The 17,148-nt window shown below is 68.6% G+C and carries 13 protein-coding genes; 4 read left to right on the top strand and 9 right to left on the bottom strand.

The window, feature by feature from the left end; genetic code table 11:
* Window positions 1-188: 188 nt before the first annotated feature.
* Window positions 189-2,801, bottom strand: coding sequence for a bifunctional FO biosynthesis protein CofGH (locus ACPCUW_RS04280; protein ID WP_423423724.1), 2,613 nt, complete (start codon window positions 2,799-2,801; stop codon window positions 189-191).
* A gap of 198 nt (window positions 2,802-2,999) precedes the next feature.
* Between ACPCUW_RS04280 and ACPCUW_RS04275 the strand changes: the two genes are divergently transcribed.
* The 4 genes from ACPCUW_RS04275 (at window position 3,000) to ACPCUW_RS04260 (ending at window position 8,313) form a co-directional block, all read left to right on the top strand.
* The gene (locus tag ACPCUW_RS04275) at window positions 3,000-3,860 is read left to right on the top strand and encodes an LLM class F420-dependent oxidoreductase (protein ID WP_423423723.1); all 861 of its coding nucleotides are present in this window, start codon (window positions 3,000-3,002) and stop codon (window positions 3,858-3,860) included.
* Entirely contained in the window at window positions 3,848-4,396 is a 549-nt protein-coding gene (locus tag ACPCUW_RS04270) for a PH domain-containing protein (RefSeq protein WP_393525585.1), read from the top strand. The genes ACPCUW_RS04275 and ACPCUW_RS04270 overlap by 13 nt, the downstream gene beginning before the upstream one ends.
* Entirely contained in the window at window positions 4,393-6,180 is a 1,788-nt protein-coding gene (locus ACPCUW_RS04265) for a PH domain-containing protein (protein ID WP_423423722.1), read from the top strand. The genes ACPCUW_RS04270 and ACPCUW_RS04265 overlap by 4 nt, the downstream gene beginning before the upstream one ends.
* Before the next feature lie 177 nt (window positions 6,181-6,357).
* Complete coding sequence (locus tag ACPCUW_RS04260) at window positions 6,358-8,313, top strand: GMC family oxidoreductase (RefSeq protein WP_423423721.1); 1,956 nt, start codon at window positions 6,358-6,360, stop codon at window positions 8,311-8,313.
* A gap of 25 nt (window positions 8,314-8,338) precedes the next feature.
* Here ACPCUW_RS04260 and ACPCUW_RS04255 read toward each other — a convergent pair whose 3' ends face one another.
* The 8 genes from ACPCUW_RS04255 to typA all read right to left on the bottom strand — a co-directional run bounded on the left by ACPCUW_RS04255 (window position 8,339) and on the right by typA (window position 17,114).
* The gene (locus ACPCUW_RS04255) at window positions 8,339-8,704 is read right to left on the bottom strand and encodes a DUF742 domain-containing protein (protein ID WP_030514866.1); all 366 of its coding nucleotides are present in this window, start codon (window positions 8,702-8,704) and stop codon (window positions 8,339-8,341) included.
* A gap of 6 nt (window positions 8,705-8,710) precedes the next feature.
* Window positions 8,711-9,100: a roadblock/LC7 domain-containing protein gene (locus ACPCUW_RS04250; RefSeq protein WP_030514865.1), complete on the bottom strand. Its 390-nt coding sequence runs from the start codon at window positions 9,098-9,100 to the stop codon at window positions 8,711-8,713.
* Entirely contained in the window at window positions 9,093-11,585 is a 2,493-nt protein-coding gene (locus ACPCUW_RS04245) for a nitrate- and nitrite sensing domain-containing protein (RefSeq protein WP_423423720.1), read from the bottom strand. The genes ACPCUW_RS04250 and ACPCUW_RS04245 overlap by 8 nt, the downstream gene beginning before the upstream one ends.
* Window positions 11,586-11,839: 254 nt before the next feature.
* A complete protein-coding gene (locus tag ACPCUW_RS04240) occupies window positions 11,840-12,274 on the bottom strand; it encodes a hypothetical protein (protein WP_227462866.1) in 435 nt (144 codons plus the stop codon).
* Window positions 12,271-12,429 carry a hypothetical protein gene (locus ACPCUW_RS04235; protein ID WP_167331885.1) on the bottom strand — a complete coding sequence of 53 codons (159 nt, stop codon included), beginning with the start codon at window positions 12,427-12,429 and terminating at the stop codon, window positions 12,271-12,273. The genes ACPCUW_RS04240 and ACPCUW_RS04235 overlap by 4 nt, the downstream gene beginning before the upstream one ends.
* Window positions 12,430-12,483: 54 nt before the next feature.
* Window positions 12,484-13,389 (bottom strand): N-acetyl-1-D-myo-inositol-2-amino-2-deoxy-alpha-D-glucopyranoside deacetylase, encoded by a 906-nt coding sequence (gene mshB, locus ACPCUW_RS04230; RefSeq protein ID WP_423423719.1) that lies wholly within the window; start codon window positions 13,387-13,389, stop codon window positions 12,484-12,486.
* Window positions 13,386-15,167, bottom strand: coding sequence for an ABC transporter family substrate-binding protein (locus ACPCUW_RS04225; protein ID WP_245007556.1), 1,782 nt, complete (start codon window positions 15,165-15,167; stop codon window positions 13,386-13,388). Before ACPCUW_RS04225 ends, mshB begins: the two co-directional genes overlap by 4 nt.
* A gap of 45 nt (window positions 15,168-15,212) precedes the next feature.
* Window positions 15,213-17,114: a translational GTPase TypA gene (typA, locus tag ACPCUW_RS04220; protein ID WP_063012390.1), complete on the bottom strand. Its 1,902-nt coding sequence runs from the start codon at window positions 17,112-17,114 to the stop codon at window positions 15,213-15,215.
* Window positions 17,115-17,148: the final 34 nt, after the last annotated feature.

Below are 17,148 nucleotides of genomic sequence, written 5' to 3'. Positions count from 1 at the left end.
GGTCAGCCTTGCCTAACTTGTCGATCCCGACGGGATGCGACACACCGTCTCCGGCGCTGTTCGCCGACCCGGTCCGGCGGTGTCCGATTCGCCGGTCCGGCGGGTGTCCGAATCGCCGGAGCCGCCGGTGTGCGCGACGCCCGCCTCCGAAGTTCCGCGGCGCGGGTCCGCCAGGCGGCGCCGACGAATCAGCCGACGGTCAGCGGCAGGGCCGACACCTGATGTTTCGGTATCCCGTAGGTAGTGGTGCGCTCCCGCACCGGGCGACCGATCCCGGCGCCGATCTCGACCAGTTCGGCCACCGACTTCGCCGAGCCGTGCTCCGATCCGGCCATCCGGGAAATGGTCTCCTCCATCAACGTACCGCCCAGATCGTTGGCGCCGCCGTTGAGCATCACCTGGGTGCCGGTGATGCCCAGCTTCACCCAGCTGGTCTGGATGTTGGCGATGCGCCCGTGCAGCATGATGCGGGCCAGCGCGTGCGCGGCGCGGTTGTCCCGGATCGTCGGCCCCGGCCGCGACGCGCCCGCCAGATACAGCGGCGCGCTCTGGTGTACGAACGGCAGCAGCACGAATTCGGTGAACCCACCGGCCTCGTCCTGGATGCCGCGCAGCACCCGCAGGTGGCCGACCCAGTGCTTCGGATTGTCGACGTGGCCGTACATCATCGTCGAACTCGACGGAATGCCGAGTTTGTGGGCGGTGGTGATGACGTCGATCCACGCCGAGGTGGGCAGCTTGCCCTTGGTGAGCACCCAGCGCACCTCGTCGTCGAGAATCTCCGCCGCGGTGCCCGGAATCGTATCCAGCCCGGCCTCTTTCAGCGCCGAGAGCCAATCGTGCACGCTCTGCCCGCCGCGCGAGGCGCCGTTGACGATCTCCATCGGGCTGAACGCGTGCACATGCATCGACGGCACCCGCTTCTTGACCGCCCGCACCAGATCGGCGTACCCGGTGACCGGCAGGTCGGGGTCGATGCCACCCTGCATGCACACTTCGGTCGCGCCTTCCACATACGCTTCCCAGGCGCGTTCGGCGACCTCGTCGGCGGAGAGGGTGAAGGCGTCGGCATCGCCCTTGCGCTGCGCGAACGCGCAGAACCGGCAGCCGGTGTAGCAGATGTTGGTGAAGTTGATATTGCGGTTCACCACGTAGGTCACGTCGTCGCCGACGGTGTCGCGGCGCAGCTGATCGGCCAGCGCGGCGATGGCGTCGAGTTCCGGGCCGTCGGCAGTGGCCAGCGCCAGGTACTGGTCGTCGGTGAGCCCGGCCGGATCCTTCTCCGCGGCGCGCAGGGCGCTCAACACGTCGGTGTCGAGCTTCACCGGCGCGCTGAGTGAAAGTACTTGTTCCCGAACGGTTTCCCAGTCGCCGAAGGCGCCGAGGCCGTCGCTGTCGAGCCCGGAATCGCTGCGCGACTCGGTATTGCGGCCCTCGGTGTCGATGGCGGTGTTGAGATCCACCCGGCCCAGCGACTCCCAGGACTGGTCGGGTTCTTGCCACGGTCGACCGGACGGATTCACGTCGCGGGCCAGTCCGGTGCGCGAATCCGCCAGTGCGCCGACATGTCCCAGCACGCGCGGGTCGATCCAGGGATTGCCGGCGAGTACATATTTCGGATGGGCCGTGAGCCGCTCGGTCAGCACATAGCCGGCCTGCGCGGTCACCTCGGCGAGCACCTCGAGGTTCGGCCACGGCCGCTCCGGGTTCACATGGTCCGGGGTCAGTGGCGACACCCCGCCCCAATCGTCGATACCGGCATCGATCAGGGCCCGGCACTCGTCGAGCGACACCAGATTCGGCGGGGCCTGAATCCGCATCTTGGGCCCCAGCAGCAACCGGGTCACCGCGATGGTGGCGCGGAACTCCGCGAGATCCGCATCGGGGGTGTCGCGCATGGCGGTATCGGACTTGGCCAGGAAGTTCTGCACGATCACCTCCTGCACATGCCCGAAAGCCTTGTGCGACTTGCGGATCGCCAGAATCGAGTCGACGCGCTCGGCGTAGGTCTCACCGATGCCGACGAGGATGCCGGTGGTGAACGGGATGCTCAGCCGTCCGGCATCGGTGAGGGCGCGCAGCCGGACCTGCGGATCCTTGTCCGGGCTGCCGTAATGCGCCTGACCGCGCTCGGTGAACAGGCGCTCGGAGGTGGTCTCCAGCATCATGCCCATCGACGGGGCGACCGGCTTGAGTCGCGACATCTCCGCCCAGCTCATCACCCCCGGATTCAGATGCGGCAGCAGGCCGGTTTCCTCGAGCACCCGGATCGACATGGCGCGCACGTAGTCGAGAGTGGAATCGTAGCCGCGCTCGTCCAGCCACTGCCGCGCCTCCGGCCAGCGGTCCTCCGGGCGATCACCCAGCGTGAAAAGCGCTTCCTTACAACCCAATTCGGCGCCCTTACGGGCGATCTCGAGCACCTCGTCGGGTTCCAGATACATGCCGTGGCCGTCGGCGCGCAGCTTGCCGGGCACCGTCACGAATGTGCAGTAATGACATTTGTCGCGACACAGGCGGGTGAGCGGAATGAACACCTTGCGGGAATAGGTGATGGGCAGGGTGTCCCCCGAATACGTCTCCCGCAACCCGGCATCCCGCACCCGCGCCGCGGAGGCGGCCAGATCCTCGAGATCCGCACCGCGCGCGTGCAGCAGCACCACGGCCTCGTCGAGATTGAGCGTCGCCCCGTCGCGCGCACGCCGCAAGGCTCTGCGCATGGCCGAAGAACTCGGCGGAACGGGCGGTACACCAGGAGTCGGTAGCCCAGTGTGCGGTTGTTCGTTCACGCCGTCGATCATGCGCCAACCATCCGAGTGTTCTCCCTTCGGTGCCCTGTGACGTGAGACAACCCGGGGGCCTTCACGGGTTATTCCTGCTTCGGGCGACCAGTTTGCGCCCGGAACGACGCCGCGGACGAGTGCGCTGGTGAGAGGGTCGACAGGTGGCGGGCGCGTTAGGCTGCCGGTCACACCGGATACATACGAGGCGGCGATGCCATGCGATTCGGGTTACACGGATTGGGAATCGGCTCCGGCTCCCGGCCGGAGATCGTCCGGGCGACCGCCCGGCATGCCGAACGCCGCGGTTTCGCGACACTGTGGTGCGGCGAGCACGTGGTGATGGTCGACGACTCGTCGTCTCCCTACCCCTACTCCGACGACGGCCGGATCGCCGTCCCGGCCACTGCCGACTGGCTCGATCCGTTCGCCTGCCTGACCTACGCCGCCGCGGTCACGTCGACCATCCGCTTGGCCACCGGCATCGTCCTGCTGCCCGAGCACAACCCGGTGATCATGGCCAAACAGGCCGCATCACTGGACCGGCTCAGCGGCGGCCGATTCGGTCTGGGCATCGGAATCGGCTGGTCCAGGGACGAGTTCGACGCACTCGGCATCGCATTCGACGGCCGAGCGGCCCGCACCGCCGACTACGTGCACGCCATGCGAACGCTGTGGCGCGACGACCCCGCGACCTACGACTCGCACTACGTCTCCTTCCGCAGCATCCGCGTCAACCCGAAACCGACCCAGCCCCGCCTGCCGATCCTCGTGGGCGGAAACAGCGACCGAGCGCTGCGGCGGGTCGCCGACTGGGGAGACGGCTGGTACGGCTTCAACCTCGACGGCGTGTCCGCGGTCGGCGACCGGCTACAACTCTTGGCCCGGTTCTGCGCGGACGCCGGACGCGATATCGCCGACCTGTACCTGGCCGTGGCCCTGCGAAACCCGGCCCGCGCCGACGTCGCCCTGCTCGGCGATCTCGGCATCACGGAACTGGTGCTCGTCGACGCCCCACCGGACAGCGCCGAGGAATGTCTCGTTTGGGTCGATCGGCTCGCCGACCGATGGATCACCTGAAACATGTCACGATGGCTGGTATGACCCGGTCGCCGGAAGTCTCGCCCGCGCGCACGATATCGGCCGCTCCGGCGTGGCGGGCCAGTCGGCGGGCACCGCTGTTGTGGGCGGCCGGGCCGGCGATCTTCTGGGCGTTCGTGCTGGTGGGTGAGCTGGTGTGGGTGGTGCTGGACGGCTCGCATCGGGGGTGGGCGCTCGCTCTGGTGGCGGCGACGGTGGTCGCTGCCGGGTTCGGCGTCGGGGTCGTGCCGGTGTGGCGATACGCGGTGCATCGGTGGGAGGTGACCGACACCGCGGTCTACACGCGGACGGGGTGGTTCAACCAGGAGAGCCGGGTCGCGCCGATTACGCGGGTGCAGACGGTGGATACGCATCGGGGGCCGTTGGAGCGGATGTTCGGGTTGGCGACGGTGACGGTGACCACGGCCTCCTCGGCGGGCGCGGTGCGGATCGCGGCGCTGGATCTGGAGGTCGCCGAGCGCACCGTGAACCGGCTGACCGATATCGCGTCGATTCATCGGGAGGATGCGACGTGAGTGATCCGCGGGCGGGGGCAACCGCCGACTGGCGGCGGCTGGATATGCGGATGCTGCTCGTGCATCCGGTGCGGGAATTGTTCAAATACATTCCTGTGCTGCTGGGCGCGGTGATGGTGGGGACCCAGAGCGGCGGGCCGGCGTGGAGTCCGGTGGCGGTCGCGGTGGTGATCGTGGCGTTCGCGTTGACGCGGTGGTTCACCACCAGTTACCGGATCGGCGCCGACTCCGTGCAACTGCGCCGGGGCTTGCTGCAGCGACGGACCCTGACCGTGCCGCGGACCCGGATTCGGTCGGTGGACGTGCACGCGGACCTGATGCATCGGCTGCTCGGATTGGCGGTGCTCGTCATCGGCACCGGGCAGCACACCGATCGGGAGAAGCGGTTTCACCTCGACGGGGTGGATGCGCGGCAGGTTCCCGAACTGCGGGCCTTGCTGTTGCGGCCGGCCGAGAACACGGAGCCGGGCACCGTTGCGGCAACCGGCACGCCGAACGCGAATCCCGGGTCTTTCGGTCACACGGCCGACAGCGGATCGGCGACCGAACCCAGGATCCGTGCCCATGCGAATACGCCCGCACATCAAGGCACTTCGGTCCACAACGGGATCACCGCCGGCCGGTTTGCACTCCAGCGAGCCCTGAACGGCGATACCGACGATCTCGCGGACGAGGCGATCGAGATCGGGCATTGGCAGCCGCGCTGGGTTCGGTATGCACCGCTGTCGCTGACCGGCCTGGCCATTGTCGGGCCGGTGATCGGCCTGGCCGCGAAGGTCGGGGTCGCCGATGTGCTGGTGCGTTCGCACGCCGTGCAGGACTTGACCGAGCACAGTGCGGTTTTCATCGCCCTCGCCGTGACGGGGGCGGTCACGGCGCTGCTGGTGATCGCCGCGATCGCCGCCTGCGTCCGCTACCTCACCACGTATTTCGGGCTGCGGGTACTCGACGACGGTGCGGCGCTGCATATCCGCGGCGGCCTGTTCACCACCCGTCAGACCACGCTCGACCTGTCCCGACTGCGCGGTGCGACGGTCAAGGAACCGCTGCTGCTCCGGCTGGCCGGCGGCGCCGAACTCGAGGCCATCATGACCGGCACCAGCCCGCGCCAGAAGCTCCTCCCCCAGGCGCCGCGCGCCGCCGTCGACCGCACGCTCGCCCAGCTCCTCACCAGCGGATCCCGCCGCACCGACGCCACCCCGGCGGGCGGCGCTGCGATCACCTCCGCCGCCGCCCCCGCGTTGGTGGCGCTCGAACAGCACGGCCCGCGCGCACGGCGCCGGCGCTACACTCGCGCTTTCATGCCCGTGTGGGTCCTGCTCGCCCTCCTGGTCGCGATATCCCTTGCCGGACTTCATGTTCCGCTGTGGGCCTGGATTCTCCTCGCGGTCGTCGCGCTCTTCGCGGCGGCGCTGGCACACGATCGATATCGCGGACTGGGGCATGCGGTGATCCCGTCGGACGGCGCGCGTCCGGTCTGGCTGATCACCCGGCGCGGGTCGCTGGATCGCGACCGTGACTGCCTGGAGGCGCCGGGTGTGATCGGGTGGACCGTGCGGCAGACCGTTTTCCAGCGGCGGGCGGGACTGGCGACCGTGATCGCGGCCAGCGCGGCCGGGAAGAAGAAGTACAGCATCGTGGATCTGCCCATCGAACGGGCGTGGGCGCTGATCGACCAGGTGACGCCCGGGCAGCTGGGCGTGCGTGCGGAACCCGAGACGACGCCCGTTCCGACACCGGACTCCACACCGGACGACGCCGTCGCGAAACTGCGTGCAACCTGACGCCGATGCTGCGGCGCGGCGCCGATCACCGAACTGCATGTGACCGGCAGTTCTCCCGCGAAAACTCGGCGTGGCACCCGGAAAATGAGCCATATCTGCATGTATGTGGCAGATAAGTAAGCGCGGATTCACGCATCGTGATACAACTCACCCCAGTGTTGTGAAAGGTGAGCTTTTATGGATCCGACAGCGAAGCAGCGCGCAGCCCTGGGCCTGATCTGCGATACGTTCACACCGGGCGACGGGCTGAGTTTGCCGTCGGCGACCGAATTAGGTTCCGTGGCCACGGTTTTCGACATCCTGAGCCGCAACCCGCGCCCCTCCGAGGCGAAACAGCTCGCCACCCTGCTCGATCTGTGGGATTCCCGATTGGCGGGGGTACTGCTCGGCAACCGGGGCCGGCGCTTCTCGGCGCTGACCGCCGACGAGCGCGAGCGCACCCTGCTCCGCCTCGGCGATTCCCGAATCGCGCTGAAGCGCACGCTGTTTCAGGCGCTCAAGCAGGCCGCTCTGCTGTCCTACAACGTCACGCCGGGCCCCACGGGTAGCCACCCACTGTGGAAGGCCATCGACTATCCGGGCCCGCCCGGCACGCTCGCCTCGGCGCCGGCGCCCGCCCTGTCCGTGCTCCGTCCGACCGCAGCGACCACACTGACCTGCGATGTCGTCATCGTCGGTTCGGGGGCCGGCGGTGGCACCGCCGCCGCCGTACTGGCCGAGGCGGGTCTCGACGTCATCGTGCTGGAACGCGGAAACTATTACGACGACCGGGATTTCGGCACCGGGGAACTCGACGCCCTGCTCAATCTGTACGCACCCGGCCCGCCCACCACCAGCGAAGGTCAGATCACCCTGGTCGCGGGCACCTGCCTGGGCGGCGGCACGGTGGTCAACTGGAGCACCTCGCTGCGCACGCCCGACGAGGTGCGCGCCGAATGGGCCGGACTCGGTGTGCCGCAGTTCGCGCAGGACGAATTCACCGCCGCCCTGGACGCGGTGACCGGCCGTCTCGGCGTCAACGACCGCCACTCCCCGCTCTCGGCGCGCGACAGCGTGCTGGAACGCGGCGCTACCGCGCTGGGCTGGCATATCGACACTCTGCCCCGCAATGTCGGCGACGCGTGCGACGCCGGGGTCGAATGCGGTCGCTGCCCCTACGGCTGCCGCGTCGGCGCCAAGCAGTCGGTCACCAAGACCTGGCTCGCCGACGCCGCCGAGCACGGCGCCCGGTTTGTGGTCGACGCGAACGTGCGGCGCATCCTCGTGAACAACGGTCGCGCCGAGGGAGTCTCGGCCGTGAGTTCGAACGGCGCCCCGATCGACGTGCGGGCCCGCGCCGTGGTCGTGGCCGCCGGTGCGGTGCAGACCCCGGCGCTGCTGAAGCGATCGGGTTTGGGCAACAAGAACATCGGCGACTATCTGCGACTGCATCCCGCCGCGGCGGTCTTCGGTGTCTTCGACGAGCCGATCCGGCCGTGGGAGGGCGGTATGCAGGCCCGGATCAGCCGTCAGCACCGGGATCTGGACGGCAACGGCTACGGCGTCATCTACGAGACCGGTCCCATCCATCCCGGCATGGGTGTCGGTTTCATGAACTGGCGCGGCGCGGCGGCCTACCGGACGAATCTGCTGGAACTGAACAAGTCGGTGGCCCTCGGAGTGATCACCCGCGACCGCGACCACGGCAGTGTCGGCGTCGACAAGAACGGCGAACCGGTGGTCTCCTATCGGCTCTCCGACCACGATCGCGGCCATCTGCACACCGGAATCACCGGCGCCGCACAGATTCTCGAGGCCGCCGGGGCACGCCGCATCTATTCCGGCCAGCAGGCCGGCCCCGCCTACGAGCCCGGACGCACCGGGTCGCACGCCGAATTCGCCGCCGCGTGCGCCGCCGCCGGCTACGAACCCGGGCAATGCGCGATGGGCGCGCTGCACATCATGGGTTCGGCGCGGATGGGCGGCTCGCCGGACATGTCGGCGGCCGACCCCGACGGCGCCACCTGGGACGTGCCGAACGTCGTCGTCGCCGACGCGTCCTGCTTCCCCACCGCGTCCGGGGTGAATCCGATGGTCTCGATCGAGGCGATCGCCCATATGAACGCGAAACGCCTTGCGGCGCGGTTGCGCTGAGCAGTGCCGGCGGCACTCCGCCGTGTCAGAGCCCGCGAATACCGTCCAGCAGCGCCTGCAGCAGGCCGACGTCGGATGCCTCGTCCTGACGAGGCTGACGGTATTCGAGGCGGCCGTCGTCGATGAGGTCGCCGATGAGCACCTTCGTCATCGTCAGCGGAAGTTCCAGCCGCGCAGCGACTTCCGCGACCGACTGCGGTGTGCGGCACAACTCCACGATGGCGGCGTACTCGGGTTCGTGGCGGCGCAGCGCCGCGCCCCGGCCGATATCGACCACCAGGGTCAGCATATCCAGCTCCGGCCGGTTGCTGCGGCCACGCCCCTGCGTGACCGCGTACAACCGGACCAGCGGTCCGGCCTCGTCGTCGAACCAGGCGTCACCGTCGTTCACGGTGACTCATCGTCGGTCGACGGCGAGATGTGAACCGACCCGCTGCACGGTCTGGTTCATCGCATACGCGACCATGCCCAGATCGGCGTTGTCCGCGGCCAGCAGGCCCAGGCAGGCGTTGTCGCCCGCGGCGGTGATGAACAGCACCGCCCGGTCGAGTTCCACCATGGTCTGGCAGACACCGCCGGCGTCGAAATGGTGTCCGGCGCTGCGGGCCAGGCTGTGCAGCGCGGAAGCCATCGCACAGAACCGCTCGGCATCGGAGTTCTCGAGCTCCGAGGAGTTACCCAGCAGCAGTCCGTCGGTGGACAGCAGGACCGCGTAGCGCACGCCGGTGAGACCCTTCACCAGATCATCGAGCAGCCAGCCGACGTCACTTCGGTTGGGATTAGCCATCTTCACCCTCGTCTGTGTCGAAATGTGATGCCGTGGAGCCGGTTTCGGCAGCGGGTCGGCGGCCCTGCCGAGTGCCCTGCTCGACGGCGCTGATCAGGTTGCGAGCTTGATCGGCGGTGCGTTGCCGAACGGTATTCGAGCCGGCCGCGGGCGTATCGGCGCGATCGGCCGAACGCACCCGGCGTGGCAGCGGCGGGCGGCCCTCACCGGCGCGAACCACGCCCGGAGTGGTCACGGGCGCACCGAACACCCCGGTCGCGGGCGCGGAATCGATGTGCTCGGAGGCCGAGGTGAACCAGGCCGAACGTCGTGTGCCCGGGTCCGGATCGGTCGCCGGTGGCATGGACACTTCGGTCACCGGAACATCCTCGGCGACAACCAGTTCGGCACGGGCGGCGGAAGCGTTGGTCGCCGGTCCGAGCACGGCGAACTCCCCGGTGGCGGGTCCCGGATCCTCGAACTCCGTACCGTTCACGTCGCCGGCTTCCAGCACCGGCGTTCCGATCAGCACCACCGCGCGCACGCCGCCGTACACCGATTCGCGCAGTTTCACCGAAATACCGTGGCGGTTGGCCAGTTTCGCGACCACGAACAGTCCGAGCCGGGTGTCGCTGGAGAGTGCGGCCACACTGAACTCCGGCGGATGCGACAGCATCTCGTTGCGCCGGTCGAGTTCGTCGGCGGTCATGCCCAGACCCTGGTCGACGATCTCCACCGCGACCCCGCGACCCACCACCGCGGCATGCACCTCCACCCGCGCCTGCGGCGGCGAATACGAGGTGGCGTTGTCCATCAGTTCGGCCAGCAGGTGAATCAGGTCGGCGACCGCGGTGCCCATCACCCGGGTGCGCGGAATGCGGCCGATGCGAATTCTGGTGTAGTCGAGGCTTTCCGCGACCGCGCCGCGAATCACCTCGATCAGCGGCACCGGATTGCGCCAGCGCCGGCCGGGCTGCTTACCACCGAGGATGATCAGATTCTCGGCGTTGCGGCGGGCGCGCGTGGCCAAATGGTCGAGCTGGAACAGCAATTCGAGCTGGTCGGCATTCTCCTCGCGCCGCTCGGCCTGGTCCAGCAGCGCCAGCTGACGATGCACCAGCGCCTGGCTGCGATGGGCGATATCCAGGAAGATCGTGTTGATACCGGCGCGGGTATTCGATTCCGCGACCGCGGCCGATACCGCCGCCACCTGTGCCCGGTTGAACGCCTGCGCGACCTGGCCGAGTTCGTCGGAACCGAAGTCCAGCCGCGACACCTCCAACGGGGCATCCACCGTCTCGCCCGCCGACACCCGGCGCATGATGTCGGGCAGCCGTTCATCGGCCAATTCCAGTGTGTCGCGGCGCAATCGGCGCATCCGGCCGATGAACCGGTTCGCCAGCACCAGCGAGGCGAGGAAGGCCAGAACCGACACCAGCAACACCGCACCGCCGCCGGCCAGCGATCCGATGGCGGTCCGGTCACCCTGATCCCGCGCCTCGGCATGCGCGTCCCGGCTCTTGTCCTGCCACAGTGTCAGCAGTCCGGATGCGATCTGCGCGGAACCGTCCTGCCAGGCCTGCAGGGTCATCGGCAGCGGTTTCGCGGTCTGCCGGGTCGTACGCGAACGCGTGGTGTCGCCGGCCCGGGTACTCGAGTCGGCATCCTCGGTGGCCGGCGTCGGACCGCGCGCGGCGATCGCATCGGCCATCTCGTTGATCTGGGCCCACGCCGGGCTGTTCACGATCGCGTCGAGCTGATCCGCGCGTTGGCCCTTCAGCACCGAGAGCGAATAGGCGATCTGGCCGCGGTATTCACCCAGATAGTTGGTGTACTGGGTCCACTGCGCGGGCGTCGACGTGTTCGTCACCAGGAACAATTCACCCAGTGTCGTGGCTTCGGACAGCGCCTCCGCGGCCCGCATCACCTGGACGGCATAGCCGAGTTGCACGGCGATGCCGGCATCCGGTGCGACCCGGGCCGCCAGCATCGAGGCATCGATGATCGCCGCGGTGAAGCGGCTGAACAGTCCGAAGACCTGATCGGCCGGCGCCTGGCCGGAATCGATGCCGCGACGCACCAGCGGCAACTGTGCGAGCAACTGGCCGTAGGCGGCGATATCGGCTCCGGAGTTGTCCGGATTCATCTTCTGCGCCTCGTCGCCCTTGGCGGTGAGGGCGGCCAGCGCCGCATCCGAGCGCTGCCGCGCCGCCGTCAATTGTGCTGTGGCGCTGGGATCACCCGCCAGTTGCAGCATCGAGAGCCGGCGTTCCTCACCGAAGGTCTCCATGATGGCGACCGCGGGAGCCGCGGTGCTGCTGGCGAGTTCGGCCCACTGCCGGGCATCGCGGCCCGACCGCACCAGATACGACGCCGCGCCCACGCCGATGGCGAGCAACGTGACGCTGGAGATCAGCACGATCGCGAGCAGGCGCACGCGCACACTGACCCGCCCGCGCACACCCCGGCTCATCAGGCCGAGCCAGCGCGAATCCTTTGTGTTCACAGGCAATCCAGGAAGCTTCGACCACTCAACCACGGGTGATCTTCCTGTTGTCGGGCGATGTCCGCGCGCATTCGGATCTCGGCGCACCCGAGCCAACCGGCCAGCTGAGCAACCGGCCCCCACTTCCTAACCACACCGCCCGCCGGGCGGCAGAACCACAGATAACGCCTGAGAGACTAACCGACCCTCCGGCCCGCTACAGCCGTTCGCCGATATCTCTTTCCGGCAATGCCTTTCCCGCGACCGGCACCGGTTCAGAGCGTGGCGGGCGTGGCCTTCGGACGCAGGAACGCGCGGCGGAACAGATAGAAACCCACCGGCACGATGCCGCACGCCAGCAACAGTGGAGAGGTCCACGAATCGGTCAGCAGCACATCGCCGCCGGGCCCGGTGGTCGAGCAGATCAGGAATCCGAACAGCCACGCGATCACCGGCAGCCCCATCGCGGCCGGGCGCGACACGACCACACCCATTCCCCGCACCAGCAGCACGTTCACCACCGCGGCGACCAGGGCCGCGATCGGGAACGGCGTGGCGCCGATGTAGAGCGGCAGATAGAGCACCTCGAGCACGACCGAGAGCAGCCCGTCGAACACCAGCACCGCGGCCAGCACGCCGCCGAGCACCGGCCAGGCATACTTCGACCCGCCGGGCACATACGCGGTCCGGCTGGTCGTCGCGGCCGTCACGGTACCGGCGGGAAGCCGAGCAGGGTCAACAGATGACTCTGCATATCGACGAATCCGTAGAGCACCGACAGGTACAGATCGTGCTGCGCCTGCCAGTTCGGCTTCTGGCTCTCGACGAACGCGACGATGGCGTCCTGCAGGCTCCAGTTGTACATGCCCAGCAGTCTAAGCCGAAGTACCCACGATCAGGCCAGCCCCGGTGCCGGCTCTCACGGTCGATCCAGCCCGGCGAACAGATCGTCCTCGTGTCCGTCCGGGCCCACCGGCCCGAGACGACCACGCACCAGCACGTAGTGCTCCTCCGGCAACACCGGCTGGGCGATGTTGTTCGACAGCGCGAATTCGCGGCCCGAGGGCGCGACCGTCACCTGAGTGGCGTGCGCGCGCAAGGCGGCGCGCTTGGCCGCCAGCACATCCGAGACATCGACCGTGGTGGTCACGGTCTCACTCGGCACACCGGCCAGCTCGCCCACCGCCGGCAACCGCCATCCGCTCGGCAGCGCCCCGGGCAGACGATCGACCGTGCGGCGGGCCAAGGCCTCGGTATGCCGGCGCAGCACGTCGGCGTCGGTCACCGTCCAGTACACCTTCGGTGTATCCCAACCCTTTTCGGCCGCCGCGGCCACCGCGTCCATGGTGACCCGGTGGGCACGCATATGGTCGGGATGGCCGTAGCCGCCGCGCGGGTCGTAGCCGACCACCACGCGCGGGCGCAGCCGCAGCAGCACCTCGCTCAACTCCGCCACCGCGGCCGGCCCGGAATCGACGAAGGCACGCGGGTGCGTCGGCACCAAGGGCTTGGGGTCGGCGGTCGTACCGGTCATCCCGGAATCCCGCCAGCGCCCCGCCCCGCCGAGAAAATGCGGCGCCTCGACACCGAGGGCGGCCAGCGCTGCGGTCAGCTCATGGATGCGGAAGCCGCCCAGCTGATCGGCGTGGGCGCTGGTGAGCTGTTGCCAACGCTCCCCGATGACCTCGCCCTCCTCGCCGAGCGTGCAGGTCACCACGGTCACCGGAACCCCACGGGCGCGGTAGTGCGCGATGGTGCCGCCGGTGGCGATCGACTCGTCGTCGGGGTGGGCGTGTACCAGAACCAGTCCGCCGGTTGCGGTCACGACAGCCGCCGCCAGGTACTCGCGCCGCCGAAGATTCCGACCTGGATCGAACCGCTCAGCGAAACCCCGTCCATCCGCGAACTCGCCGCGGCGACACCGGTGTCCTGCACGATCGGCAGCACGGTCGCCAGATCCCACAGCTTCGGCTCCGCATCACCGATCGCCTTGGGCACATCCACCCCGCGCAGCGCCGCGTCGATCTGCGGTTGCAGCGAGGGATCACAGATCCCGGCCACATTGCTCGGCGCCTTGCGGATGGCATCGATCTGCGAGGTGTCCTCCTGACCGGGCGCGGCGACCGGCGGACAGCCGTACCGCGAGGACAGGATCGTCGCCGGATCCTCACCGGCCCGCTCCCAGCCGACCACGGCATCGACGGTTCCGTCCGCGAGATCCTTCCCGTAGAGCTCGTCGGCCGGCAGGCTGCGCACAGACGCATCGATTCCGGCGCTGCGCAGCTGGTCGGCGGCGGTGTTCGCGACGGCCAGCGTGGTCTGATCCTTGTCCACCGCGCCGATCCGAATCGTCAGGGTCCGGCCGTTCTTGGCGACCGGACGCGGCTGCGGCGCGGGCGAGGTCGTCGGATTACCCGCCGCGGGAGACTCGGGCGCACGGCCGAATCCGGCGTCGGCCAGCAGCCCGAACGCCTGGTCGGGAGACGGCCGCGGCGGGGCCGTCGGCGCGTATCCCGGATCCGAGGGCGCCAGGATCTGCGCCCGCACCGGATCTACCCACGCGCCGGTCTCGGCGCCCACCGAGGCCAGCAACGCCGGATCGAGCAGCCCCAGCACCGCATGGCGCACCCGCGGATCGGCGAGATCCCCGGACCGCCCGTTGAGCACCATCTGCATCTCCCGCGCCTGCGGCATGATCGCGGTGCGCACCTGCGGAATCGCGGCCAGCTGCGCCTGCGTCGCGACACCGCCGTGCACCAGCGCCATCTGGGCGTCTCCCGCGCGCAGCGATTCGGCCAGCTGCGCCGGAGTTCCGCCGCGCCGCAACAGAATCTGATCCGGCACCGCCGGAGTACCCCAGTAGCGGTCGTTGCGTTCGAGCAGGATCTCTTCGCGGCCCGCGTCGGCCTGCTTCACCCGGAACTGCCCGCCGGAGATCGGATTCTGATCGATCAGCCCACGTTCCACGGCCAGCGCCCGCTGGAAACCACCCGGTGCGTCCTTGAGCAGATGCGAGGGCAGCAGATCCGAAAACAGTTGCCGCCAAGCCGGATACGGCTGACTCATCGTCACCGTGACCGTCTTGCCGCCCTCCGAGGACTTCACATCGTTGATCAACCGGTAGCCCGCCGGATCCACCACCCCGGGCTGGCTGATCATCTGCTGCCACAGATAGCGGAAATCCTCGGCCGCGATCGGCGCCCCGTCCGACCACGACGCCTGGTTCTGAATCTTGTAGGTCAGCGTGAACTGATCCGGCTGCGCCGGATCCGAAGGCGTCACATCCGCCGACACCATCAACGCCGCATCCGGCACCCAATCCGTTCCCCCGGGCACGGTCGGCGACGGCACCGGACGAAACGGGCTCGGAAACACCATCGACGCAACGGCATTCGTCGCCGGCGACTGGTTCGACCGCAGATGCGGATTGAATCCGATCCCGATGTCGTCGACCGCCACCACTACCGTGGACTTCGTCGGCGTAGCCGGAGTCGTCTTCGGGCTGTCGGTGCTCTCGATCGGCGGCGGCGGATTGGCGGTGCACGCGGTGAGCACTCCGAGCGCCAGCATCAGCACCAGTACCACGCGCCGCCCTGCACGCATACGAACTCCCGACATCACGAGACGTACTCTAGTGTTTTCGGCCTCCTACGCGTTCTGGGCGGCGCGGTCGCGGGCCTTGCGGCGCGACGCCTCGCGGCCACGTTCGGTGGCGCCCAGGATCACCTTGCGCACGCGCACGATTTCGGGGGTCACCTCGACGCACTCGTCGGCGGCGCAGAACTCCATGGCGCCCTCGAGGTCCAGCTGCAGCGGCTTGGCCAGGGTTTCGAGCACGTCACCGGTGGCCGAGCGCATATTGGTCAGCTTCTTCTCGCGGGTGACGTTGATGTCGAGATCCTCGGCGCGCGGGTTGATACCCACCACGTGACCCTCGTAGGTGTCGGCGCCCGGCTCCACGAAGAACTGGCCGCGGTCGGCGAGCTGAATCATTGCGAACGGGGTCACCGTGCCGGCACGGTCGGAGACCAGCGAGCCGGTGTGGCGGGCGCGAATCTCGCCGGCCCACGGCGCGTAGCCGTCGAAGACCGCGTTGGCGATACCGGTGCCGCGCGTCTCGGTGAGGAAGTCGGTGCGGAAACCGATCAGGCCTCGCGAGGGGACGATGAACTCCATGCGCACCCACCCGGCGGAGTGGTTGCTCATCTGGACCATCTTGCCCTTGCGGGCGGCCAGCAGCTGCGTGACCGCACCCAGGTACTCGTCCGGGCAATCGATGGTCAGCTCTTCGAACGGCTCGTGCACCTTGCCGTCGACCTGTTTGGTGACCACCTGCGGCTTGCCGACGGTCAGCTCGAAACCCTCGCGGCGCATCTGCTCGACCAGGATCGCCAGCGCCAGCTCACCACGGCCCTGCACCTCCCAGGCATCCGGACGGCCGATATCGAGCACGCGCAGCGAGACGTTGCCGACCAGCTCCTGATCCAGCCGCGACTTCACCATGCGGGCGGTCAGCTTGTGGCCCTGCACCCGGCCGACCAGCGGCGAGGTGTTGGTGCCGATGGTCACCGAGATGGCCGGCTCGTCGACGGTGATACGCGGCAGCGCCACCGGGTTGTCCACATCGGCGAGAGTGTCACCGATCATGATCTCCGGAATGCCGGCGATGGCGACGATATCGCCGGCCACGGCCTCCTCACCCGGCTTGCGCTCGACGCCGATGGTCTGCAGCAGCTCGGTGATCTTCACGGTCTTGACGCCGTCACCGTGCATCCATGCGACGTTCTGGCCCTTGCGCAGGGTGCCGTTGTGGATGCGGACCAGGCCGATGCGGCCGAGGAACGGCGATGCGTCCAGGTTGGTGACGTGCGCCTGCAGCGGGGCCGACGGGTCGCCCTTGGGCGCGGGCACGTACTTCAGCAGCACCTCGAACAGCTCGTCGAGGTTCTCCGCATCCGGCGCGCTGCCGTTCTCGGGGCGCTGGGTGGAGGCCTTGCCCTCGCGGCCGGAGGCGTAGAGCACCGGCAGATCCAGCGCCAGCTCGGCCGCCTCGGACGCTTCGTCGTCGAGGTCGGAGGCCAGATCCAGCAGCAGGTCGTGGCTCTCTTCGACGACCTCCTCGATCCGGGCGTCGGGACGGTCGGTCTTGTTCACGACCAGGATCACCGGCAGCGAGGCGGCCAGTGCCTTGCGCAGCACGAACCGGGTCTGCGGCAGCGGCCCCTCCGAGGCGTCGACCAGCAGTACGACACCGTCGACCATGGACAGACCGCGCTCGACCTCGCCGCCGAAATCGGCGTGACCGGGGGTGTCGATGACGTTGATCACAGTGACGCTGCCGTCGCCGTGATGACGATGCACCGCGGTGTTCTTGGCGAGAATGGTGATGCCCTTCTCGCGCTCCAGATCACCGGAGTCCATCACCCGGTCGACCGGCTCGGCACGCTCGGCGAAGGCACCGGACTGCCGCAACATGGCATCGACCAGCGTCGTCTTGCCGTGGTCGACATGAGCCACAATGGCGACATTGCGGAACTCGACAGACGACACGTTGAATCCTCCTGCTGAATGAATGGGTTGCGGC

The organism is Nocardia sp. AB354 (assembly GCF_049538315.1).
GTDB classification, from domain to species: domain Bacteria; phylum Actinomycetota; class Actinomycetes; order Mycobacteriales; family Mycobacteriaceae; genus Nocardia; species Nocardia nova.
This window is presented reverse-complemented; position numbering and strand designations above follow the sequence as displayed.

Bases quoted from the DNA above. Each gene is read 5' to 3' on its own strand.
- ACPCUW_RS04280 (WP_423423724.1), bottom strand. From the start codon at position 2,801: ATGATCGACGGCGTGAACGAACAACCGCACACTGGGCTACCGACTCCT.
- ACPCUW_RS04275 (WP_423423723.1), top strand. From the start codon at position 3,000: ATGCGATTCGGGTTACACGGATTGGGAATCGGCTCCGGCTCCCGGCCG.
- ACPCUW_RS04270 (WP_393525585.1), top strand. From the start codon at position 3,848: ATGGATCACCTGAAACATGTCACGATGGCTGGTATGACCCGGTCGCCG.
- ACPCUW_RS04260 (WP_423423721.1), top strand. From the start codon at position 6,358: ATGGATCCGACAGCGAAGCAGCGCGCAGCCCTGGGCCTGATCTGCGAT.
- ACPCUW_RS04250 (WP_030514865.1), bottom strand. From the start codon at position 9,100: ATGGCTAATCCCAACCGAAGTGACGTCGGCTGGCTGCTCGATGATCTG.
- ACPCUW_RS04235 (WP_167331885.1), bottom strand. From the start codon at position 12,429: ATGTACAACTGGAGCCTGCAGGACGCCATCGTCGCGTTCGTCGAGAGC.
- ACPCUW_RS04225 (WP_245007556.1), bottom strand. From the start codon at position 15,167: ATGCGTGCAGGGCGGCGCGTGGTACTGGTGCTGATGCTGGCGCTCGGA.